This is a genomic window from Methylococcus sp. ANG (genome assembly GCF_040730495.1).
Lineage (GTDB): Bacteria > Pseudomonadota > Gammaproteobacteria > Methylococcales > Methylococcaceae > Methylococcus.
The window spans coordinates 2,363,400-2,382,145 of record NZ_CP160399.1; the positions used below are offsets into that span (position 1 = coordinate 2,363,400).

Below are 18,746 nucleotides of genomic sequence, written 5' to 3' on the forward strand. Positions count from 1 at the left end.
ATGCTTGAAACGACCCGACACGGAAGGACGCTAAGATCATGCCCATCACCGACTGGCCCGCCGACGAACGCCCGCGCGAACGGCTGCTGAAGCTCGGCCCCGCCGCGCTGTCCGACGCCGAATTGCTGGCCATTTTTCTGCGTACCGGCATCGCCGGCAAAAGCGCGGTCGACCTCGCGCGCGACCTGCTCCTGGAGTTCGGCTCGCTGTCCGCCCTGCTCAAGGCGGACCACCAGCGTTTCGTCAAATCGGCCGGCCTGGGCACCGCGAAATACACACAGATTCAAGCCGTGCTCGAACTCGCGCGGCGCCATTTCGAAGAATGCCTGAAGCGCGAGGATGCGCTCACCAGCCCCGAGCTGACGCGGCAATACCTCTCCAACTGGCTGAAGGGCAAACCTTACGAGGTGTTCGTCGGGCTGTTCCTGGACAACCAGCACCGGGTGATCCGCGCGGAGGAGCTGTTCCGCGGCACCATCGACGGGGCCTCGGTGTACCCTCGCGAAGTGGTCAAACAGGCGCTCGCCGAGAACGCCGCGGCCATGATCTTCGCCCACAACCACCCCTCCGGCATCTGCGAACCCAGCGAGGCCGACCGCATGCTCACGCAAAGGCTGAAGCAGGCGCTGGGACTGGTCGACATCCGCGTGCTCGACCATTTCATCATCGGCGACGGCCTACCTTATTCCTTTGCCGAGCGGGGATTGCTCTGAGCCCATGACCGGCACGACATCGGGCTGCCCCTGCGGCAGCGGGAGGAAATTCAAGCATTGCTGCACGGCGTAGGGGCCGAGGCGTCGAGCACCACGCTCACGGCGGTTCTTCCCGCCCGGTCTCGACCCGCCGATCGGCAATCAATTCAGCGGCGAGGTCTTCTTCGCGAGGGATCTGGGCGAAACGCGCAAGCAGGCGTCGTTCGACGGCTTCGCGCCGCTCCAGCACCAACGTGTCCCCAGCTTGCCTGGCGATGAGGCGGTCGCCGACACAGGTTTCGGTTTGCATCTTGGACATGGATTTTCCCGCGTGCCAAACCCTTGCGACCAGACGGCCCATCGTTACCGCGGCATGCCGATCAAGTACAGCCCCAGCCCTACCCAGGAGATAGACATAGTATTCGGCGCCACCCAACTGCCGCAGGGTCAGGATCCGGGTGTACGGGGCCGGGAACCCGGAGGTGCAAAGGAGTTCGAGCCACTGAACCAGGACGGCGAGCACGACGGCGCCGACAATGGCGTCCCAGAGGTTTTCCGCATGCAGGCATAGAAGCCCGGCTTGGCGGAGGCGGGAAGGGAGAGCGACACCCCGCGGCCGTAGGTCTGCTTCGGCTGCGCAGCTACCGGCCGGCCCGGCACCACCCCGCAGTGCAGCGATCCGCTGCCCATCGCCGGATTCACCGGAATAGCCGACGAACCAGTGTCCCCGCACCAGAAACGAGGGAACCGGGGAGGTTCATGGTGTTCGGCTGCCGGCGCCTGCAGCCGGGCCAGGGCGCGCCGGTCCTGGACGACGTCGCGGATCAGGACACGCAGGGCGGGACGCTCGCGGGCGAGCGCCTCCAGAAAGGCTTCGGCTTCCTCGCAATGCGGGCACCCCGGCCGTACGAAGACTTCGACGTCGGCAGGCGCCTCCGCCCACGCCGCGCTGGCCAGCGTCGCCATCCGTGTCGAAGCCGTATTCGCCGCTCAGTCGATACGCAGCACCAGCTTGCCGGTGGCGTGTCCTGCCTCGATGATTTCATGCGCCCGGGCGGCCTGTTCCAGCGGATGGACGCCACCGACATACAGCTCGAGCTTGCCGGCATCGATCCATTCGCCGCAGGCGCGGAGGATTTCCACGTGATGGTCCCGCGCCGCGTCCAGCTTGCGCAGCATCGGCACCAGCATCAGTTCGAAGCCGATCCTGAGGTTGCGCATCCGCGCTTCGGCGAGGGACGTATCGCCGGTATCGAGCAGGGTCACCAGATCGCCGAAGTGGGCGGTACATTCGATGCTGCGGCGGAACACCTCGGGACCGACCGTGTCCAGCACCAGATCGGCGCCCCGGCCGCCGGTCAGGGCGTTGACCTCGGCGACGAAATCCTGAGTCCGGTAATCGATGGTTTCATCGGCTCCCCAGCGCTTGGCCAGTGCAGCCTTCTCGGGAGATCCCACGGTGGCGATCACCCGCGCCCCCCGCAGCTTTGCCAGTTGCACCGCGACGTGGCCGACGCCGCCGGCCGCGGCATGGACCAGCGCGGTCTGGCCGGGCTGCAGCCGTCCCCGGTCGTACAAAGCGCCCCAGGCCGTGATCAGCACCAGGGGACCGGCCGCCGCACGGATGAAATCGAGCGATGCCGGTATGGGCGCCGCCCAGCGCTGGTCCAGCACCGTGTATTCGGCATAGTTGCCCTGCTCCGCGCCGAGTCCGCCGTTGCAGAACCAGACCCGGTCGCCGATCCGGAAGCGGTCGACCTCGGCCCCAGTTTCGACGACTTCGCCGGCGCCGTCGCAGCCGAGTACCGCCGGCAGGGCATCGTCGTAGAACAGCCCGCGGCGGCGGACCTTGGTGTCGATGGGATTGACCCCGGCCGCCCTGAGCCGGACCTTGATCTGGGTCGGCGCCGCCAGCGCCGGCTCGGGCAGATCGCGCAGTTCCAGCGCTTCGGCAGCCGTGCCGGGCTTGGTCATGACGATGGCTTTCATGGATGTCATCTCCGTTGGGTTCGATGGCGGTGATTGGCGGCGGCCACGGTATCGTCCGGCAACCGGTATCGGGAATGCGGCCGCCGCACGCCCAGGAAGCGGCTCAGCCAGTACGGCTTGTTCAGGCTGGAAATCTTGACGCCGGAATGGCTGCTGGAGGCATGGACGAAGGATTCATTGCCGATGTAGATGCCGACGTGGGAATACGAGCGTCCGTCGGTCCGGAAAAACAGGAGGTCGCCGGGCAGGCGGCAATGCTTGGGCACCTCCGGCAGCTTGCTCGCCATCTCGCGGGCGGTGCGCGGCAGGTCGACGCCATGCCGCTGGTAGACGTGCTGGACGAAACCGCTGCAGTCGAATCCACGCGCCGGCGAGGCTCCGCCCCACACATACGGTGCCCCTTGCAGACTCAGCGCATAGGGAACGACATGGCCATTGGCAGCAGCCGGCGCGCTCTGCTTCACCTCGGGCGTGCTCGCGCAGCCCGACAGCAGCACAGGGAACAGCAACAGGACGAAGCGCGTCAGGGGAACCACGGCCATCGGCGGATGAAGCGTTCTAAGTCACGGGCTGCCATTATCCGGAGATTCCACTGCGGGAGGAAGTGCGCTGCCCGGCCGGACTCAGGGCGCCTCGGCCAGAAAGATCGCCCGCCGCGGCGCGGGATGGCCTTCGACCGTGCGGGACGGATCGTCCGGATCGAGGAAGTCCGCCAGCGACTGGAACCGCATCCAGCCGGTCGAGCGCTGTTCCCTGATCGTAGTGGGGGAAACATCGATCAGCCGGGCACGGCGAAAGCCGGCGCGCGCCAGCCAGGACGACAACGTCGGCGGCGACGGAATGAACCAGACGTTGCGCATCTGCGCATAGCGCCCCTCGGGCACCAGCACCTGGCCCGCCTCGCCTTCGATGACCAAGGTTTCCAGTACCAGTTCCCCGCCCGGCCGCAGACAGCCTTTCAATTCCGCCAGATGGTCGAACGGCGAGCGGCGGTGATACAGCACTCCCATCGAGAACACCGTGTCGAAGGCGCAGGTCCCGGACGGAAAGTCCTCAATTCCCAAAGGCAGCACGGCGACCGGCCAGTCTCCCGCGAAATGCCGCACGGCTAGGAACTGCGCCACGCTGAGCAGGGTGGGATCGATACCGATCACGGACTTCGCTCCCGCCCCCAGCATGCGCCAGGCGTGATAGCCGTTGCCACAGCCGACGTCGAGCACCCGCCGCCCCGCGAGCGGCGCGATGGCTCCCGCCAGCCGCCGCCACTTCAGATCCGAGCGCCATTCGGTGTCGATGAGGATGCCGTGAATCGCGTAAGGCCCTTTGCGCCAGGGGTGGAGCCGGCGCAGAGCGGTTTCGATGGACCGGCGGGTGGCGCCATCGCAATCCGTCTCCGCCCCCACCGTCACCGCATCCGCTGCGAAGTCCAGCAGCGTGGGAGCGACATTCGGCAGCTCCCGCAGGAGCGCGAGCCAGCCCGGCCAATCGCCGTGGCGCCCGTCCTGAAGACGGGCCTCGATCCTGGGCAGAAGAAGCTCCGCCCAGCCCGGACAAAACCGGGGAGCCAGCAGCCCGGAAAACAGATCGCGATCGCTCACGCCCCCTCCGCCCGGAGCACCCGGCCGGCCGTGCTAGAATCCGCCCAAACCTCGGCGCCGCGCCGAGCGGAACCACCCCACGGAGGAATCAAGGCATGGCCGGACCCGACATCGAAGCCGTCAAGACCTATCTGCTCGATCTTCAGGACCGCATCTGCGATACCCTGGAAGGCGAAGAACCGCGCGCCCGCTTCGGCGAGGACCGCTGGGAGCACGCCTCCGGCGGCGGCGGCCGGACCCGCGTCCTGAGCGGCGGAGACACCTTCGAGCAGGGCGGCGTCAATTTCTCGCATGTCCTGGGCGCCAGCCTGCCGGTCTCGGCGACGGCACACCGGCCGGAACTGGCCGGCCGCAGCTTCCAGGCGACCGGCGTGTCGCTGGTCATCCATCCGCTGAATCCTTACGTGCCCACCTCGCACGCCAATGTGCGGTTCTTCCTCGCCGAGAAGGAAGGGGAGGCGCCGATCTGGTGGTTCGGCGGCGGCTTCGACCTGACGCCTTACTACCCGTTCGAGGAGGACGTGATCCAATGGCACAGGACGGCCCGGGACGCCTGCCTGCCGTTCGGGGAGGACGTCTACCCCCGGTTCAAGCGCTGGTGTGACGAGTATTTCTTCCTGAAGCATCGCAACGAGACCCGCGGCGTGGGCGGCCTGTTCTTCGACGACCTGAACGAATGGGGATTCGAGCGCAGCTTCGCCTTCCTGCGCAGCGTGGGCGACCATTACCCGAAGGCTTACCTCCCGATCGTCCAGCGGCGGAAGGCGATACCTTATGGGGAGCGGGAGCGGGAGTTCCAGCTTTACCGGCGCGGACGCTACGTCGAATTCAACCTGGTTTACGATCGCGGAACCCTGTTCGGGCTCCAGTCGGGGGGGAGAACCGAATCCATCCTCATGTCACTGCCCCCGGTCGCCCATTGGCGTTACAACTGGAGGCCGGAGCAAGGCAGTGCCGAGGAAAACCTCTATCTCAACTATCTGAAACCGCGGGAATGGCTGGAATCATGATTCCTTGTGAGCCAGCGGTTCCTTGAACGCGTTGGCATTGCGCTTTACCAGGTCCTTGATCAGCGGTTCCAGGCCCGTCTGCGCGACCTGATTGGTGAAGCTGGTGCGATAGTTCTGCAGCAGGCTGATGCCTTCGATCAGCACATCGTAGACCTTCCACTCGCCGCCGGTCAGGACCATGCGGTAGTTGACCGCGACCGGCTGCGCGCCTTCCTGCAGGACTTCGGTCCGGACCATCGTCTTGCCGGGATCGGTGCCCTCCTGCACTGGCAGATAGCGGATGTTCCAGTTGGAATACTCGGTAAACGCCGTGGTATAGGTCCGGACCAGGAGCGTCCTGAACTCCTTCTTGAACCGGTCTCTCTGATCCGGCGTGGCGGTCTTCCAGAATTTTCCGAGAACCAGGATGGAGACCCGCTCGAAATCCACATGCGGATCGATGATGCGCTCGACCAGTTCGGTCGCCTTGCGGAAGTCCTCCTTGTATTCGGGCTTTTGCAGCGAGCTCTGGAGCTGGTTCGACGTCTGCTGGATCACTTGCTGCGGAGGCGAGAGTTGCTCGGCATAGGCCGACGCCGCAGACACCCCGCATAGCAGTAGCACGAATTGCAAGCAACTCGCGTAACGCAATACGGCCTTGACATTCATGAAAGACTCCTGAGGGAATTAGGGAAAACGGAGGCGAGAAGCACGCGGTATCATAGCGTGCGGGCCTTCAGTACACTATACCATTCGATTCGGAAACTACCCAGTTAATGGACATGCTCGAGACCCGACCCGGACGTTTCCCTTCCATCCGCCCGCGCCGCATGCGCAAGGACGACTTCAGCCGCCGCCTGATGCGGGAAAACCGGCTGACGGTGGACGACCTGATTTATCCCCTGTTCGTCACCGAAGGCAGCAAGCTCCGCGAACCGGTCGCATCGATGCCCGGCGTGGAGCGCCTCAGCCTGGACCTCCTGCTGGACGAGGCAACCGCCGCTTTCGAGCTGGGCGTCCCGGCGGTCGCCCTGTTTCCCGTGATCGACCCGGACAAGAAGGATCTGGAGGCCAGCGAAGCCTGGAACCCGGAAGGCTTGGCCCAGCGCGCCGTCAGGATACTGAAGGCCCGGCTGCCCGAACTCGGCGTCGTCACCGACGTCGCCCTGGACCCCTTCACCTCGCATGGCCAGGACGGCCTGATCGACGAGGCCGGCTACGTGGTCAACGACAAGACGGTGGAAGCCCTGGTGAGACAGGCGCTGTCCCACGCCGCCGCCGGTGCCGACGTCGTCGCCCCTTCCGACATGATGGACGGCCGCATCGGCGCCATCCGGCAGGCCCTCGAGGCCGAGGGCTTCGTCAACACCCGCATCCTCGCCTACTCGGCGAAGTACGCCTCCAGCTTCTACGGCCCGTTCCGCGACGCGGTGGGCTCGGCCGCAAACCTCGGTGGCGGCAACAAATACAGCTACCAGATGGACCCCGCCAACGGCGACGAAGCGCTTAGGGAAGTCGAACTGGACCTGCAGGAAGGCGCGGACATGGTCATGGTCAAGCCCGGCATGCCCTACCTGGACATCGTGCGGCGGGTGAAGGAGCGCTTCGGGGTACCCACCTACGCCTACCAGGTCAGCGGCGAGTACGCCATGCTGAAGGCCGCGGCGCAGAACGGCTGGCTGGACGAGCGCGCGGTCGTCCTGGAATCACTGCTGGCCTTCAAGCGGGCCGGCGCCGACGGCATCCTCACCTATTTCGCCAAGGACGTGGCGACCTGGCTGAAATGACCCGGCCCGACCGATACGCGGTGTTCGGGCACCCGATCAAGCACAGTCAGTCGCCCCGCATCCACGCCCTGTTCGCCGCCCAGACCGGCCAGGACCTGATCTACACCGCCGAGGACGTGCCGCCCGAACGGTTCGAATCCCAAGTCCGCGAGTTCTTCGACGGCGGCGGCCGCGGCCTCAACTGCACCGTCCCGCTCAAGGAACTCGCCTGGCGGCTGGCGGACAGCCGCAGCGAGCGGGCGGAGCGGGCGCGCGCCGTCAACACGCTGGCCTTGCGGGACGACGGCTCGGTCTTCGGCGACAACACCGACGGCATCGGCCTGCTCCGCGACCTGCGGGACAACCTCGGGCTGAACCTGGCGGGCGCGAGAATCCTGATACTCGGCGCCGGCGGCGCGACGCGGGGAATCCTGGCGCCCCTGTTGGCGGAGCGGCCGGCCCGGCTGGTCATCGCCAACCGCACCGTCGCCACGGCGGAAACCCTGGCTGCGGAATTCGGCGACCTGGGCCCAGTCGAAGGCTGCGGCTTCGCTGCACTGGCCGGGCACCGCTTCGACCTGATCCTCAACGCCACCGCCGCCAGCCTGAGCGGCGAACTCCCGCCGCTCCCCGCCGACGCGCTCGCCCCCGGCGGCAGTTGCTACGACTTGGCCTATGCATCCGAGCCCACGCCCTTCGCGCGGTGGGGCCGGGAAAAGCATGCGGTCGTCAGCGCCGACGGCATCGGCATGCTGGTGGAACAGGCCGCCGAAGCCTTCCTGCTCTGGCGCGGCGTGCGCCCGGAAACGCGGCCGGTGATCGAGACCCTCGAAGCCGAGCGGCGAGCCGCGAAGTGATCGAGCGGAGCAACACTCGAAGAAAACCCCGCCCGGGTACGCCTCCTACCCCGTCAAAAGGTGGAGCTATTCCATCCCCAGAAACCCCCGGCGGCATCGGTAAACTCGATATAGACGCGCGCCGGCGCTATTCCAGCGGAATCCTGCAGCAGCGAACACAAGACCTGGGACAAGGCCTTGGTCTTGCCGGCGGGGAGGCCGATGCTCTTCAGTTCCACGAAAGCCGCCGGCTCGTCCGTGCCGGCGAAAAGCATGGCCGGATTCGAGGTAAGCTCCACCATCACATAACGTTCCGGCTTGCCCAGTTCGCTGGCCATTCTTTGGGAAGCCGCAGCCAGCAGCGCTTTCGACTTCCCGGGTTCGAGCTCACGGCTCATCTGGATTTTCAGGTAAGGCATGGTGTTCTCCTTGTAGTTGGCTTCCGCCTCGGACGTCGGATGCAAACGGCCGCGTCACATCCGAAAGCCCGGCGCGCCCTCATTTTGCGTGCTGATCCGCCGGCAAAGCCAGGGGCTTACCTCAATGATCCACTCCGATCGCTGCATACGCAATTCATATGATATATTCGTTGCATACGCACGATAACGCGGAGGAAAGAGCATGAATACCGTAGCCAAGGCCAAGCCAGAGCCCTCATCCGTTTTGGGACACGCCTTTCTCGAGGCTGGCAGGAAACTTGGACTGAGCCAGTCGGTACTGGAGGCCACGATCGCTCGCAACCGGAGCTCGATCAGCCGCAATGGCATCGACCCGGCCAGCAAGTCCGGGGAATTGGCGCTGTTGCTGATCCGGATTTACCGGTCCCTGTTTGCGCTGATGGGGGGCAATGAAGCGCAGATGGCGCACTGGATAAAGACCCGCAATCGGCACACCGGCGGTATTCCGGCGGAACAGATCCGCAGCGTTCAAGGCCTGGTAGGCATCGTGGAATACCTCGACGCCATGCGAGGGAAGGTTTGAGCTCGATATGGGCCACATGCCGCGGCCAGGCGCCCTTTGACCCGCTCCACGGTTGTCTCTACCGGATGGTCGAAAGCCAGGAACAGGTGGCGACCTATCGGATCGTGTCTTCGCTGGAAGAACAGGCCTTGCTGGAAGAACTCCTGGAGACCTCCAAGCCCTCAGCGCCGGAAACAGCCGGGGATTTCCATTACCTGCTCACGACACCTTTCCGCTACCCGCCCCTGCGCCATGGCTCTCGCTTTGGCCGGCGGCACGAACCCAGCCTGTTCTATGGTTCGGCCACTGTCGACACGATGCTGGCGGAAGTTGCCTACTACCGATTCGTATTCTGGCAAGGCATGGAAACGCTGCCTCAAGCCCCCATCGTCACCCAGCACACTGTGTTCAGCGCACGCTACGCCTGCGACAGGGGTTTGAAACTGCAAAATCCGCCCTTCGACGCCTGGCATGCGGCGCTGACCGACCCCGGGCACTATGCGGCCACCCAAGACCTGGGAAGCACGATGAGAGAAGCCGGTGTTCAGGCGTTCGAGTACGTGTCGGCACGGGATCCGGCAGGGGGAATCAACGTCGCCTTGTTCGAGCCCGCTGCGCTGGCCAGCCAGCGGCCGGTCGAATGCCAGAACTGGCTCGCGGAAACCTCGGGGGAACAAGTGGCGTTCTTGGGAGAGGCGAGGCAGATTCGAGGTTTCGAGCTCGAAACCTTCCTGGTCGAGGGTGTGTTGCCCCTACCAGCCGTTTGCTGAGCGGTCGCCACCGGCTTCATCTGTTCCCACGAAGCCGGGACGCCCCAGTATCATCACCATGGCCGGCGACACCCGCGGCCAAGCTTCCCATGCCGTTGATCGGCCCCGGCCGGACGGGGCGAGCAGTAGTAAAAATTCGTGGAGTGCGCACATACCAATAGCCATCTCTAACCCTCTGCTTGTTGCATCGCATTTTCAAACCTCCTTCGACTCGCCGCCCGCAGCCGCTGTAAGCCCAGCTCGCGTGCCATAATCAAAAGGACCTCGTCGCCGACTTTACCGCCAGCCATAACCTCCCGCGCCAGCGCAACCAACTCCGGCATACAGATTTCGTCTACTGTCCGAACAGATTCGTCTGCCGCTCGACGAAAGGCAAAGGGCATTTTGGAGCTTTTGTCCGCCGGCCAATAGAACGTTCCGACATCCTCCTGCGTGGTGCGGTGAACTTTGGCGGCCACGGCATCTACCCGTTCCTGGATGCGGGAGCCGGTGCGCTGCCAGCCGTGGGTTCTGGCGATGCGCCGGGCGAGGACGGTGTCCAAGACCGGGCCCTCGACTTCGACCACGTGGGCGATCATGCGGGCCAGAATGGGTTCGTAAGCGGGATCGTAAAAGGCTTCCGGATCGACGCGGTCGACGGCGGAAGCCGGGTCCGCCTCCACGAAGACCGCTGCCGCCGACCTCGGGATTTCGGCCGCATTCCGGGCGTATGTTTCATCCATGGCCGTAACGATCACTTGGTCGGCCGCATCGGCCTCGGCAACCGCTGCCTCGGCCGAGCGCGCCGCTTGCCGCGCGGCTTCCTCCGCGCGTTGGGCGCGGCTGGTTTCCAGCAGGGCGCGCAAGCTCGAATCCAGTTTTTGCAGCGTGCCTTCCGCGTCGATCCACCAATCAGTCGACCAGACGCGCAGGATTTCCCAGCCGAGGCCGCGCAGCACCTGCTCGCGCAGCTTGTCGCGGTCGCGGGCGGTGGCGGAACGGTGGTAGGTGGCGCCGTCGCACTCGATGCCGGTCAAGTAGTTGCCGGGCGCGTCGGGATGGACAACGGCCAAGTCCACGCGGAAAGCGGAAGCGCCGACCTGGGTGTGCAGTTCCCAGCCTTCGCGGGAAAGTGCGTGGGCCACTGCCTGCTCGAACGGGCTGTCGAAGTCGCCGCGGCTGCCATGTGTCGCTTCCGCCAGAGCCCGTGGGCCGCGCTCGGCGAATTCGAGGAAATGCTTGAGGTCGCGCACGCCCGCTGCCTGGGTGCGCACCAAGTCCATCTGTTCGGCCTTGAGGGTCGAGAACACCCGCAGTTCGTGACGGGCGCGGGTGATGGCCACATTCAGCCGCCGCTCGCCGCCGTCGCGGTTCAAGGGGCCGAAGTTCATGGATACGGCGCCGTGCAAGTCCGGACCGTAGGTGATGGAGAAATACATGATGTCGCGCTCGTCGCCCTGGACGCTTTCCAGGTTCTTGACGAACACCGGTTCCAGCTCGATTTCCGCGAAATAGGGCTCGATGGACGGGTTCTTGCGACGCTCCTCGTCCAGCAGGTCCTCGATGAGGGCTTGCTGTTCGGAGTTGAAAGTGACGACACCGATGGTAAGGCCGGACTGGCGAAACCCCGACGACTTCAACCGCCCGACCAGGTCAGCTACCAGCGCCTTGGCTTCCGGCTTGTTGATACGAGCGCCGCCTTTCTCATACACGCCTTTCACATAGTGGAAGCTCACTGCCCGATCTTCGGTGAAGGGGAGTGAGATAAATGAACGGGAATGTGTGAGATAAACGGGAAGAACAGGGATAAAGAAGGAAGAAACGGAACGTCAAAACGAAAAAACGTTTCACACGACGCAACAACACAAATCAGCCAATCGCGGCCTGAATGTGCTCCTCAAGAATCGCGGCGATCTCTTCCCGGTCGGCATCGGACAAGCCGACAAACGGCCTCGCAGGGATGTCTCCCCACGGAATCGGATGTCCTTTCTTTGAGCCGGCATGGCGCCTGAAGTCGTTCTTGTCGTACTTCAAGCGCGACAGCTGGTAGTACCTTCCGAACTCGCCCATCGCCGCACCGAACTGATGAGCGGCCCCGTAGATCCTGTCGGTACCGAACAGCAGGCCGTCGTCCTCAACTTGGTAGTGAAGGGAATTGCGCAGATGCCCCTCGAGCACCAGCACCTTGTCCTGGTGCTGTGGCTTGATGGCCCGGTAGGACTCTGACAGCGGCGCCCACTTTGAGCCATCCGGCGCTTCCCCCGCGGCGAAGCGTTCGTCGTGGGACCGCTCCAGATAAGCACCGATGTCATGGAGCGCGGGCTCCGGATTGCCGATCAGGCGCGCCAGCTCCGCCAGGGCTTTCCTGGCGTTCTCGTCATCGACTTGAATGAACGTACCGGCCATCAGGTCTCTGCCCGCTCGAATCGAATACCTTGATCATCCGGATAGGGCGTCGTGTGGTCATTCTCGCCTAGCCATATTTCACGGGGGATGCCATTTGGAAACGCCGAGCACGTGTGTTTCGGCGTCATGGACTTATGCTTGCAGAATAGGCAAATAGGGGAGTACGGATGGAAAAAATCCCACCCATCCAGAACGAAATCGCCGTTTGCACTCACAACCTATCGAGCCTCCCGCCTATAGGACAACCTGTTGCTATCGTTGAGTCCGCCCCAAATCCAATGGTAGAGATTGTCATTAAATGCGGCCTGATCAATCTCTCCAGATCGCAGCTTCTTCAACGCATCCCCCCATCCTGCGGCCTCCAGTTCTTCAGCATGCGTAATCAGTGCCTGCTTTTCTGCGTCCGTCAATGGAGACCCGACCCTGACGAGCACGTACGTCCATTGAACATCGACCGCCCGCAATTCTGCCAAATCGAATCTTATCAGCAGAGCGACATCCTCGATGGAAAACGACGTTACCACCGGGTGATTGTGGGTCACTACCGAATCCTTGAGCAACGCCAACTCCTCGGCTGAAAACGCGACGCTGTTTGAGTAACTCAGGGTCAGGTCTTGCATAACCGCATAACCCCTTAGTTTCATACGCTTTGACCGCTCGACTGACTGTAGCGTAATGCACGCCGAATATCTCGGCGATAGCTTTCATTGAGTAATTGCCGGAAAGATAAGCTAAGGCCATGCCCGTACGAGGATCATCAGAAAATTCTTCGATATAATGTGCCAGTGGCTTTGCAATGGGCCGCTGCTGTATGCGTGGAATCTCATTCAAAACCTCATCCGATGGCAGTAGCGATTGCATGCGGGAAACAAATGCTGCGCTGCCGAGATAAATCTGGCCTTGCAAATTATCCCAAACGCTGGGCAACCCGACGCCTGCACGAACGAAATCCACATATCCGGCGCGCGCCCTATCCCGTTGCTGGCCAAACCGCCCAAGAATCCAATCCATTTGCAACCAGGATGGCGACGGAGCCGCACCTATCATTGCCGGGTAACTGCTCCAGGCCCAATCCCCGGCATCGCTTACCATACCGGCCCGCACCGGGTTGAGTACCACGTAGCGCGCCAGCTCCAGCAGATAACTATCTTTTTCTACCATGATCGACTTGTAGCGTCCCTGGAATACATGACCAACACGCCCATGTGTCCGGTTCACAAACTGCGTATAAACCCCATTGAGTTGCCGCATACCTTGGGCAAGATTGCCCTCCAGGGTCTCGACCAGCAGATGATAATGATTGGTCATCTGGCAATATGCATGGCAGACCCAGTTAAAGCGTCGGCAGACCTCACCTAACAACGCCAGCCATGCTTTCCTGTCATCATCGGACAGATAGATATCCTCGCGCTGGTCGCCGCGTGACGTGACGTGATACAGACCGCCGGACAGTTCTATACGTAATGGTCTTGCCATTGGGGCAGAGTATATTGGAATGTATTTCTTTGCAAGACCTGACCCCTACACATGACCCAGCCATTGCCGAATGTATCGGCACGCTATACAGTTGTCCGATGATCAAGGACTTCCGGCACAAGGGGCTTCAAGCTTTCTTCGAGACAGGCTCCAAGGCCGGCATTCAGGCAGAGCATGCAAACAAGCTCACCCGCCAACTGGCCGTGTTGAATGCGGCGAAAGCGGCGGAGGAAATGGACCTCCCCGGATGGCGCCTGCACCCGCTCAAGGGAGGCATGGCCGGCTTGTGGGCAGTCAAGGTCTCGGGAAATTGGCGGCTTAGGCATTGGAACAAAATAAATCTGCCATATGAATGCTACGGCAGGATCGTATAATTCCATTCGCCATGGAAGGCATGGCGCTGTATTTTGAGGCCGTCCATTTCCGCGTCGGTGACCTTGATCCCTTTGGGATATTCGCTATCGTCCAGTTCGCAATAGACCCGCAAGCCTTTGCGATTGGTCGTCGAGGCAATCAAATTCACCACGACCTCGTGACTGATGAGCGGACGACCGCGCCAATTCATCGTGATAAAGGAAAATAGGCGATGCTCAATCTGGTTCCATTTGCTGGTTCCCGGCGGGAAGTGACACACCGTGATGGCCAGTCCTAACTCGGTGGCTAATGCCTGAAGCTCCCGCTTCCATAAGCGCACACGCGAGCCATTGCTCCCACCGCCATCGGCCGTAATCAACAAGTGCCGTGCCTTCGGATAACACGGTGCGCCCATGGAGTGCCACCAGCGGCGAATACTTTCCACCGCGAATTGCGCGGTGTCGTGATCCGTCCCGACATTGACCCAGCCGATATTCAACGTCGGATCGTAAATGCCATACGGTGCCACCTTCCCCAGTTCGGGGTCTTGAAAATCATACACCCGAACGGCTTCCGGCTGCCCTTCGGGGCGCCATTCCAGGCCCTGTTGCTTGAAATTCCCGACCAGTTCCTTCTTCTTGGTGTCCACCGAGATGACCGGATCGCCCCGCCCTTGGAACTGCTTCACCTGGGTGTAGATATGCTCGAACTGGGCATTGCGATCCGGATGCGAACCGCCCTCCAAGGTTTTTCGATTACCTTGCAGGCTATAGCCCAGCGCGCGGAGCAGTTCGCCCACCATCCGATGGCTGGTTCGGTGCCCCATCTCAGTGAGGGCTTCGGCCAATTGCCGCGTGCTCTTACACGTCCAACGCAACGGGGATTCCGGATCCCCGCGCGTCACCGGATCAATCAATCGCTCCAAATCGGCCTTCAGGGTGGAGTCCTGGTCAACCGTCCGTTTCCGGCCTGCCCCCTTCCGGCGAATACGGCCCTGAGGCAAGGCATTCTGTTGTTCCAACTCTTGGCAGCCTTGACGAATCGCCTCTCGACATAAGAACCTGTCTGGTAAAAGTTTAAGCACATTTAGCAAGAGTCAGCTTGAGCATGGCGATGCGAATCATGTTTTCGGCAGTGGCGGTGAGGATTTCGACATCCTTGGCGAGTCGGCGGAACGACCCGAGCCAAGCGAAGGTGCGCTCGACCACCCAGCGCTTGGGCAGGACTGCGAAGCCATCTTTGATCTTCTCGGAAATATGCAGCGTCAACCCCAAGGTCTCGTCGACAAACCGAACGGCGGTGCCGCGATACCCGGCGTCGCCGGAAAAGGCCTGTAGACCGGGATGCTTTTCCGCGGCTCGACGCAGCACCTCGCAAGCCCCCACCGTATCGTGAAGGTTGGCGGCATGAACCTGGACGTGCAACAGATTGCCCAAGACATCGACCACGATATGGCGTTTGCGGCCTTTCACTTTTTTGCCGCCGTCGATGCCACGCTCTTCGCTGTCGTACTGGGTTTTGACGCTTTGCGAATCAATGATGCCGTAGCGGGGACAGGGCGCTCTGCCGTTTTTTTTCGCCGTTGCCGATTCAAGTCGTCCAGCGCGCGTTCCCAAACGCCGTTTTTGTTCCAGCGGCTGAAATGGTCGTACACCGTTTTCCACGGAGGAAAGTCGTTGGGCAACTGCCGCCACTGGGCACCCGTTTTCACCAAGTACAGAATGGCATCGACGATGCGTTTTCGCGAATGCTTACACCCGCTGCCTCGCCGATCATTGGGCTGAAAGTAGCGCTCTATCCGCGCCCATTCGTGCTCTTTCAAATCACTCGGATAACTCAATGGCTTCGCTCGTCAGGTCCAGGGACCATTGACTTTACTACGTTTTGTTTTTCAAGACAGGTTCTAAACCGGTTTCCCGTGACACGGCCGAGATTCCGCCTCGGCCAATCGCCAGCGCCTCCGCCCCGGCAACCAAGCGCCGCAGACGCTCGTCCAGGTACCGATCGAGTTTCTCAAAGCGCTTCTTGATTGCGGCATGTTCCATACCGCAACTTTAAAACAAACCCCTCAGTATTTGGAAGAGTTATTTTGTTCCAATGCCTTACGTACCACTTTGAAGGCGAAGACGCAGTTCTGGTCGATTACCAGGACTATCACTGAAAGAGGCGCCACCATGGCGATGCATAACCCGCCCCATCCAGGGGCAATTCTGAAAGAAGACGTTCTCCCGGAACTGGGCTTGAGCGTGACGGAGGCCGCGCGTCAGCTCGGCGTTTCGCGGGTAGCGCTGTCCCGCGTACTGCACGGCAAAGCCGCGATTTCCGCCGACATGGCGTTGCGGCTCGAAGCGTGGATCAACGGTCCCACGGCGGAGACCTGGGTGCGTATGCAGGCGGATTACGATTTGTGGCAAGCCCGCCAGCGACCCGCCCCCAAGGTTCAGCGCGTCGCCGCCTGAACGATAGCCTCTCGCGCCGGCCCGTCACGCGGCACCCCGTCAGGCGGCGCCGAGATCGCGCAAATACTGGTTCTTCAATTTCACATACCCATCGCGGGAATGGACGAGGAATTCGAGTTCGGAGTCCTTCAGGGGCCGCGCCTGTTTGGCGGGCGATCCGACGTAGAGGTAGCCGCTTTCCAGGCGCTTGCCCGGCGGCACCAGGGTGCCGGCGCCGACCATGACGTGGTCCTCGATGACCGCACCGTCCATGACGATCGCGCCGATGCCGATCAGGCACAGGTCGCCGATGGTGCAGCCGTGCAGCACCGCGCGGTGGCCGACGGTGACACCGGCGCCGACGATCAGCGGGAAGCCGGCCTCGTTGAAACCACTGGGCTGGGTGACGTGCAGCACGCTGCCGTCCTGGATGTTGGTGGCGGGGCCGATTTCGATGCGGTGGACGTCGCCGCGGGCAACTACGCTGGGCCAGATCGACACGTCGTCACCCAGGCTCACGTCGCCCGCGACGAAGGCGCTTTCCGCAACGAATACGTTCTGGCCCAGTGTGGGGTGGATGCCATTGTAGGTCTGAATCGCCATCTTTCCTCTCTGCCGGTCGGCGTTCTGGCGATGGCCGCCGGCCGCTATACTAGGCCCCACGCAGGAGGAGAGTCGCCATGCCCATCGCCGGTTTCATATTTTTCGGGGTGCTGATCCTGATCGCCCTGTACGTGATCCTGATCTATAACCGTCTCGTGCAACTCAAGCATGATACCGTAAAAGCCTGGGCCAACATCGACGTGCTCCTGGCCCAACGGCACGACGAGTTGCCCAAGCTGGTGGAAACCTGCAAGCAGTACATGAAGCACGAAAAGGAGACGCTGGAACGGGTGATCCAGGCCCGCAGCGGCGTTTCCGCGGCGCGCGAACATCACGACGTCCGGGCCCTGGGCTCCGCCGAAGGCGAACTGCGGCAGGGGCTCATGAGCCTGTTCGCCGTGGCGGAGAACTACCCGGAGCTCAAGGCGGACCAGTCGTTCCGGGCGCTGGAGCGGCGCATCACCGAACTGGAAAGTTCGATCGCCGACCGCCGCGAGTTCTACAACGACCACGTCAACGCCAACAACGTCCGGCTCGACCAGTTCCCCGACGTCATCGTTGCCCGGCTGTTCGGCTTCAAGCCATTCGAGCTGCTGGAATTCTCGGATACCGACATCAGCAACCCGGACCTGCGCGCCCTGTTCGGCTGATGGGGGCGTCCGACTGGCTCGCGGCGGCCGGGGAGCGCGAAATCTGGCTGCTGACGTGGCTGTGCGCCGCCGCAGCGGCCTTGTGCCTGTGGCGGAGCTTCAGCCATCTGAGCCATGGCCGGGCGATCACCGACCGTCCGACTTCGCGCATACGTTCGGCGGCCCAGGGCTACGTCGAGCTGGAAGGGCGTGCCCGAATGATGCCGGGTGAACCCATCGTCGCGCCGCTGAGCGGAAAGCGCTGCATCTGGTACCGCTACACGCTGGAACGCAAAGACCGGGAAAACGGTGACTCGGACTGGCAAACCCTCGACGAGGGCACCAGCACCGCCATCTTCGAAATCGAGGATGAAACCGGCCGCTGCGTCGTCGATCCGGAGGACGCCGAGGTGCTGCCGCCCATCCGCCTGAGCTGGCGCGGCCTCTACCCTCGGCCCGGCGGCCTGCCGCGCGGGCGCCGAAGTCTCTGGGACGTCCTGCTCCCGGCCGGTCCCTACCGCTATACCGAGTCCCGCATCCCCGAAGGCGAATGGCTTTTCGTTTCCGGCCAGTTCGCCGGCATCGGCGGCGGCGATTGCTCCCCGGAGGAGGAGACGCGAGACCTGCTGGCGGCCTGGAAACGGGACAAAGCCACGTTGCTGCGGCGCTTCGACGCGAACAAGGACGGCGACATCGACCTGGAGGAATGGGAGACGGCGCGGGAAGCGGCCCGCAACGAGGTCTTGCAGCGCCGGGGCACGGCGGTCCACTCGGTCGAGCTCAACGTGCTGCGGAAGCCGCGCAATGGATCGAGGTTCCTGATCTCGGCGCTGTCCCAGGATCACCTGGCCCGGCGCCATTTGTGGTTAGGGCTGGCCTGGCTGACGGGTTTCCTGGTCGCCGCGGGCGTGGGCGGCGCCGTGTCGGCCAGGCTGTGGGCCGGTTAGCCGGGTTTGCGCGAAGCCTTCTCTTCCAGGCCCGACATGCCGAAGCGCCGGGCCAGCTCCCGCAGCACGTCGTCCGGTGCGAGTCCCTGTTGGGCGAGCAGAACGCAGCAGTGAAACCACAGGTCGGCCATTTCGTAGACGATCTTGTCGCGTTCCCCGTCCTTGGCGGCGATCACGGTTTCGGTCGCTTCCTCGCCGATCTTCTTGAGGATGGTGTCGAGCCCCTTGGCGTACAGGCTCGCCACATAGCTCGTGTCGGGCGCTTCGGTCTTGCGCTGTTCCAGGATTTCCGCCAACTGGTTCAGGACGTCCAT

The 18,746-nt window shown here is 62.9% G+C and carries 24 protein-coding genes and 3 pseudogenes; 11 read left to right on the forward strand and 16 right to left on the reverse strand.

Going from position 1 to position 18,746, the window contains the following annotated elements; all coding sequences use genetic code 11:
- Positions 1-38 precede the first annotated feature (38 nt).
- A complete protein-coding gene (radC, locus tag ABZN20_RS11460) occupies positions 39-713 on the forward strand; it encodes a RadC family protein (RefSeq protein ID WP_367025334.1) in 675 nt (224 codons plus the stop codon).
- Positions 714-717: 4 nt separating this feature from the next.
- Positions 718-786 carry an SEC-C metal-binding domain-containing protein gene (locus tag ABZN20_RS11465; protein WP_367027559.1) on the forward strand — a complete coding sequence of 23 codons (69 nt, stop codon included), beginning with the start codon at positions 718-720 and terminating at the stop codon, positions 784-786.
- Positions 787-810: 24 nt separating this feature from the next.
- On the opposite strand, the gene ABZN20_RS11470 is transcribed toward ABZN20_RS11465, so the two are convergent.
- The 5 genes from ABZN20_RS11470 to cmoB all read right to left on the reverse strand — a co-directional run bounded on the left by ABZN20_RS11470 (position 811) and on the right by cmoB (position 4,279).
- Positions 811-1,011 (reverse strand): hypothetical protein, encoded by a 201-nt coding sequence (locus tag ABZN20_RS11470; RefSeq protein ID WP_367025335.1) that lies wholly within the window; start codon positions 1,009-1,011, stop codon positions 811-813.
- A gap of 128 nt (positions 1,012-1,139) precedes the next feature.
- Complete coding sequence (locus ABZN20_RS11475) at positions 1,140-1,658, reverse strand: glutaredoxin family protein (RefSeq protein WP_367025336.1); 519 nt, start codon at positions 1,656-1,658, stop codon at positions 1,140-1,142.
- A 24-nt stretch (positions 1,659-1,682) separates the two neighbouring features.
- Positions 1,683-2,681, reverse strand: a complete 999-nt coding sequence (locus ABZN20_RS11480) for a zinc-dependent alcohol dehydrogenase family protein (RefSeq protein WP_367025337.1) — start codon at positions 2,679-2,681, stop codon at positions 1,683-1,685.
- A 5-nt stretch (positions 2,682-2,686) separates the two neighbouring features.
- Positions 2,687-3,223 (reverse strand): C40 family peptidase, encoded by a 537-nt coding sequence (locus tag ABZN20_RS11485; protein ID WP_218808589.1) that lies wholly within the window; start codon positions 3,221-3,223, stop codon positions 2,687-2,689.
- An 81-nt stretch (positions 3,224-3,304) separates the two neighbouring features.
- Positions 3,305-4,279 carry a tRNA 5-methoxyuridine(34)/uridine 5-oxyacetic acid(34) synthase CmoB gene (gene cmoB, locus ABZN20_RS11490; protein WP_367025338.1) on the reverse strand — a complete coding sequence of 325 codons (975 nt, stop codon included), beginning with the start codon at positions 4,277-4,279 and terminating at the stop codon, positions 3,305-3,307.
- Positions 4,280-4,374: 95 nt separating this feature from the next.
- On the opposite strand from cmoB, the gene hemF reads away from it, so the two are divergent.
- A complete protein-coding gene (hemF, locus tag ABZN20_RS11495; protein WP_218808587.1) occupies positions 4,375-5,289 on the forward strand; it encodes an oxygen-dependent coproporphyrinogen oxidase in 915 nt (304 codons plus the stop codon).
- On the opposite strand, the gene ABZN20_RS11500 is transcribed toward hemF, so the two are convergent.
- Entirely contained in the window at positions 5,284-5,937 is a 654-nt protein-coding gene (locus ABZN20_RS11500) for an MlaC/ttg2D family ABC transporter substrate-binding protein (RefSeq protein ID WP_218808586.1), read from the reverse strand. The two genes, hemF and ABZN20_RS11500, sit on opposite strands and share 6 nt — an antisense overlap.
- A gap of 113 nt (positions 5,938-6,050) precedes the next feature.
- Here ABZN20_RS11500 and hemB point away from each other — a divergent pair, with 113 nt between their 5' ends.
- Both hemB and aroE read left to right on the forward strand, forming a co-directional pair.
- A complete protein-coding gene (gene hemB, locus ABZN20_RS11505) occupies positions 6,051-7,055 on the forward strand; it encodes a porphobilinogen synthase (RefSeq protein WP_367025339.1) in 1,005 nt (334 codons plus the stop codon).
- Entirely contained in the window at positions 7,052-7,891 is an 840-nt protein-coding gene (gene aroE / locus ABZN20_RS11510; protein WP_367025340.1) for a shikimate dehydrogenase, read from the forward strand. Before hemB ends, aroE begins: the two co-directional genes overlap by 4 nt.
- Positions 7,892-7,944: 53 nt before the next feature.
- On the opposite strand, the gene ABZN20_RS11515 is transcribed toward aroE, so the two are convergent.
- Entirely contained in the window at positions 7,945-8,289 is a 345-nt protein-coding gene (locus tag ABZN20_RS11515; protein ID WP_367025341.1) for a phenylpyruvate tautomerase MIF-related protein, read from the reverse strand.
- A 202-nt stretch (positions 8,290-8,491) separates the two neighbouring features.
- Here ABZN20_RS11515 and ABZN20_RS11520 point away from each other — a divergent pair, with 202 nt between their 5' ends.
- Both ABZN20_RS11520 and ABZN20_RS11525 read left to right on the forward strand, forming a co-directional pair.
- Entirely contained in the window at positions 8,492-8,851 is a 360-nt protein-coding gene (locus ABZN20_RS11520) for an MbcA/ParS/Xre antitoxin family protein (RefSeq protein WP_367025342.1), read from the forward strand.
- Positions 8,852-8,916: 65 nt separating this feature from the next.
- Positions 8,917-9,600: an RES family NAD+ phosphorylase gene (locus ABZN20_RS11525; RefSeq protein ID WP_367025343.1), complete on the forward strand. Its 684-nt coding sequence runs from the start codon at positions 8,917-8,919 to the stop codon at positions 9,598-9,600.
- Between the two features lie 167 nt (positions 9,601-9,767).
- Here the strand turns inward: ABZN20_RS11525 and ABZN20_RS11530 are convergent, their stop codons facing one another.
- The 3 genes from ABZN20_RS11530 to ABZN20_RS11540 form a co-directional block, all read right to left on the reverse strand.
- Positions 9,768-11,315, reverse strand: coding sequence for a DUF3320 domain-containing protein (locus tag ABZN20_RS11530; protein WP_367025344.1), 1,548 nt, complete (start codon positions 11,313-11,315; stop codon positions 9,768-9,770).
- A gap of 133 nt (positions 11,316-11,448) precedes the next feature.
- Complete coding sequence (locus ABZN20_RS11535; protein ID WP_367025345.1) at positions 11,449-11,985, reverse strand: phage virion morphogenesis protein; 537 nt, start codon at positions 11,983-11,985, stop codon at positions 11,449-11,451.
- Positions 11,986-12,354: 369 nt separating this feature from the next.
- Positions 12,355-13,461: a transposase gene (locus tag ABZN20_RS11540; RefSeq protein ID WP_367025346.1), complete on the reverse strand. Its 1,107-nt coding sequence runs from the start codon at positions 13,459-13,461 to the stop codon at positions 12,355-12,357.
- 29 nt (positions 13,462-13,490) lie between these two features.
- Between ABZN20_RS11540 and ABZN20_RS11545 the strand changes: the two genes are divergently transcribed.
- Positions 13,491-13,835 carry a type II toxin-antitoxin system RelE/ParE family toxin gene (locus ABZN20_RS11545; protein WP_367025347.1) on the forward strand — a complete coding sequence of 115 codons (345 nt, stop codon included), beginning with the start codon at positions 13,491-13,493 and terminating at the stop codon, positions 13,833-13,835.
- Here ABZN20_RS11545 and ABZN20_RS11550 read toward each other — a convergent pair.
- The 4 genes and pseudogenes from ABZN20_RS11550 to ABZN20_RS11565 all read right to left on the reverse strand — a co-directional run.
- Positions 13,817-14,866: pseudogene (locus ABZN20_RS11550) on the reverse strand (ISAzo13 family transposase); the annotation flags it as partial. The gene ABZN20_RS11545 and the pseudogene ABZN20_RS11550 sit on opposite strands and share 19 nt — an antisense overlap.
- Positions 14,867-14,891: 25 nt before the next feature.
- Positions 14,892-15,479, reverse strand: a complete 588-nt coding sequence (locus ABZN20_RS11555) for an IS5 family transposase (protein WP_367025145.1) — start codon at positions 15,477-15,479, stop codon at positions 14,892-14,894.
- Positions 15,479-15,655 (reverse strand): annotated as a pseudogene (locus ABZN20_RS11560) (transposase); the annotation flags it as partial. The pseudogene ABZN20_RS11560 and the gene ABZN20_RS11555, both read right to left, overlap by 1 nt.
- A gap of 64 nt (positions 15,656-15,719) precedes the next feature.
- Positions 15,720-15,860 (reverse strand): annotated as a pseudogene (locus ABZN20_RS11565) (ISAzo13 family transposase); the annotation flags it as partial.
- Here ABZN20_RS11565 and ABZN20_RS11570 point away from each other — a divergent pair.
- Complete coding sequence (locus ABZN20_RS11570; RefSeq protein WP_367025348.1) at positions 15,852-16,274, forward strand: HigA family addiction module antitoxin; 423 nt, start codon at positions 15,852-15,854, stop codon at positions 16,272-16,274. The pseudogene ABZN20_RS11565 and the gene ABZN20_RS11570 overlap by 9 nt on opposite strands.
- Positions 16,275-16,313: 39 nt before the next feature.
- Here the strand turns inward: ABZN20_RS11570 and ABZN20_RS11575 are convergent, their stop codons facing one another.
- Positions 16,314-16,856 (reverse strand): gamma carbonic anhydrase family protein, encoded by a 543-nt coding sequence (locus ABZN20_RS11575; RefSeq protein WP_367025349.1) that lies wholly within the window; start codon positions 16,854-16,856, stop codon positions 16,314-16,316.
- Positions 16,857-16,933: 77 nt separating this feature from the next.
- On the opposite strand from ABZN20_RS11575, the gene ABZN20_RS11580 reads away from it, so the two are divergent.
- Both ABZN20_RS11580 and ABZN20_RS11585 read left to right on the forward strand, forming a co-directional pair.
- Positions 16,934-17,506 (forward strand): LemA family protein, encoded by a 573-nt coding sequence (locus ABZN20_RS11580; protein WP_367025350.1) that lies wholly within the window; start codon positions 16,934-16,936, stop codon positions 17,504-17,506.
- Entirely contained in the window at positions 17,506-18,432 is a 927-nt protein-coding gene (locus ABZN20_RS11585; protein ID WP_367025351.1) for a GIDE domain-containing protein, read from the forward strand. The genes ABZN20_RS11580 and ABZN20_RS11585 overlap by 1 nt, the downstream gene beginning before the upstream one ends.
- Here ABZN20_RS11585 and ABZN20_RS11590 read toward each other — a convergent pair.
- Positions 18,429-18,746 carry a phosphoribosyl-ATP diphosphatase gene (locus tag ABZN20_RS11590; RefSeq protein WP_367025352.1) on the reverse strand — a complete coding sequence of 106 codons (318 nt, stop codon included), beginning with the start codon at positions 18,744-18,746 and terminating at the stop codon, positions 18,429-18,431. The two genes, ABZN20_RS11585 and ABZN20_RS11590, sit on opposite strands and share 4 nt — an antisense overlap.

Excerpts from the sequence above, each read along its gene's own strand:
- ABZN20_RS11575 (WP_367025349.1), bottom strand. The coding sequence starts at position 16,856 with ATGGCGATTCAGACCTACAATGGCATCCACCCCACACTGGGCCAGAAC.
- radC (WP_367025334.1), top strand. The coding sequence starts at position 39 with ATGCCCATCACCGACTGGCCCGCCGACGAACGCCCGCGCGAACGGCTG.
- ABZN20_RS11585 (WP_367025351.1), top strand. The coding sequence starts at position 17,506 with ATGGGGGCGTCCGACTGGCTCGCGGCGGCCGGGGAGCGCGAAATCTGG.
- ABZN20_RS11590 (WP_367025352.1), bottom strand. The coding sequence starts at position 18,746 with ATGGACGTCCTGAACCAGTTGGCGGAAATCCTGGAACAGCGCAAGACC.
- ABZN20_RS11535 (WP_367025345.1), bottom strand. The coding sequence starts at position 11,985 with ATGGCCGGTACGTTCATTCAAGTCGATGACGAGAACGCCAGGAAAGCC.
- ABZN20_RS11540 (WP_367025346.1), bottom strand. The coding sequence starts at position 13,461 with ATGGCAAGACCATTACGTATAGAACTGTCCGGCGGTCTGTATCACGTC.
- ABZN20_RS11485 (WP_218808589.1), bottom strand. The coding sequence starts at position 3,223 with ATGGCCGTGGTTCCCCTGACGCGCTTCGTCCTGTTGCTGTTCCCTGTG.
- hemB (WP_367025339.1), top strand. The coding sequence starts at position 6,051 with ATGCTCGAGACCCGACCCGGACGTTTCCCTTCCATCCGCCCGCGCCGC.
- aroE (WP_367025340.1), top strand. The coding sequence starts at position 7,052 with ATGACCCGGCCCGACCGATACGCGGTGTTCGGGCACCCGATCAAGCAC.
- hemF (WP_218808587.1), top strand. The coding sequence starts at position 4,375 with ATGGCCGGACCCGACATCGAAGCCGTCAAGACCTATCTGCTCGATCTT.
- ABZN20_RS11570 (WP_367025348.1), top strand. The coding sequence starts at position 15,852 with ATGTTCCATACCGCAACTTTAAAACAAACCCCTCAGTATTTGGAAGAG.
- ABZN20_RS11525 (WP_367025343.1), top strand. The coding sequence starts at position 8,917 with ATGGTCGAAAGCCAGGAACAGGTGGCGACCTATCGGATCGTGTCTTCG.
- ABZN20_RS11580 (WP_367025350.1), top strand. The coding sequence starts at position 16,934 with ATGCCCATCGCCGGTTTCATATTTTTCGGGGTGCTGATCCTGATCGCC.
- ABZN20_RS11515 (WP_367025341.1), bottom strand. The coding sequence starts at position 8,289 with ATGCCTTACCTGAAAATCCAGATGAGCCGTGAGCTCGAACCCGGGAAG.
- ABZN20_RS11500 (WP_218808586.1), bottom strand. The coding sequence starts at position 5,937 with ATGAATGTCAAGGCCGTATTGCGTTACGCGAGTTGCTTGCAATTCGTG.
- ABZN20_RS11520 (WP_367025342.1), top strand. The coding sequence starts at position 8,492 with ATGAATACCGTAGCCAAGGCCAAGCCAGAGCCCTCATCCGTTTTGGGA.
- ABZN20_RS11480 (WP_367025337.1), bottom strand. The coding sequence starts at position 2,681 with ATGAAAGCCATCGTCATGACCAAGCCCGGCACGGCTGCCGAAGCGCTG.
- ABZN20_RS11470 (WP_367025335.1), bottom strand. The coding sequence starts at position 1,011 with ATGTCCAAGATGCAAACCGAAACCTGTGTCGGCGACCGCCTCATCGCC.
- ABZN20_RS11475 (WP_367025336.1), bottom strand. The coding sequence starts at position 1,658 with ATGGCGACGCTGGCCAGCGCGGCGTGGGCGGAGGCGCCTGCCGACGTC.